Below are 987 nucleotides of genomic sequence, written 5' to 3'. Positions count from 1 at the left end.
GGAGTTCGTTGCGCTCTGCCAAGAGCTGTAGCTGGCGGTGGTGCTGGCGCTCTGGCAGCTCAGGCGGCGGTGCTGGCGGCGTTCCGGCCGGGGAGGCTCATCCCGCTGGGACCCGGCGCGCCCGCGGTGCCCCGGCGCTGACGGGCCTGGCCGCGGCGGCCCGGTCCACCAGCCACAGCGTGCGTTGCCGGCCGCGCGCTCCCACCGCCGGGATGTCGGCCGGGGCCGCGCCGGAGAACGCGCGGGCCACCGCGTCCGCCTTTGCCTCGCCCGCGGCAAGAAGCCAGACCTCGTGCGCCGCCTGGATCGCGGGCAGCGTGAGTGAGATCCGGGCGGGCGGCGGCTTCGGGGAGTGGTGCACCGCGACGGTGGCGGTACGGGCGTGGATGGCCGAGGAGCCGGGGAAGAGCGAGGCCACGTGCCCGTCCGGCCCGACCCCGAGCAGCAGCACGTCGAAGGATGGGACCGCCACCGTGCCCGCGGCCGCGGTGGCCCCGGTGGGCGCGTGCTCGGCGAGCAGGCGGGCGTAGGCCGACGCGGCGGCCTCCGCGGCGTCGGTGCCCGTGGCTGTGCCCGTGCCGGCATCGGCGTCCGCGCTGCCCATCGGGAAGACCCGGGCCGGATCGAGGGGGAGGGCGTCGAGCAGCGCCTGACGGGCCTGCCGGTCGTTGCGGTCGGCCGAGTCCGCGGGCACGAAACGCTCGTCACCCCACCAGACGTCCACCTGGCCCCAGTCGACCGTCTCGACGAGCGGGCTGTCGCGCACCGCCCGCAGCGTGGCCACCCCGATCCCGCCGCCGGTGAGGACCACCGAGGCGCTGCCGCGGCTGGCCTGCGCGTCCGCCAGGCTGATGATCAGACGGGCGGCGGCCGCGGCGGCCAGCAGCGCCGGATCGCGATGGACGATCACCTCGGGTGACATGCTCATCAGCCGAACGCCTTGGCGCCGTCCGTAACGCCACCACCGTCGCCACCGCTGCCACCGTC

1 protein-coding gene is annotated in these 987 nt (G+C 76.6%); it reads right to left on the bottom strand.

Annotation, left to right across the window (positions count from 1 at the left end; genetic code table 11):
* Positions 1-97: 97 nt before the first annotated feature.
* A complete protein-coding gene (gene pgl, locus AC5LUJ_RS17275; protein ID WP_250283303.1) occupies positions 98-928 on the bottom strand; it encodes a 6-phosphogluconolactonase in 831 nt (276 codons plus the stop codon).
* Positions 929-987 lie beyond the last annotated feature (59 nt).

Source organism: Protofrankia sp. CiP1_Cm_nod3 (assembly GCF_982290655.1).
The sequence above is the reverse complement of the archived record's forward strand: the minus strand, read 5'-3'. Positions and strand labels throughout refer to the sequence as shown.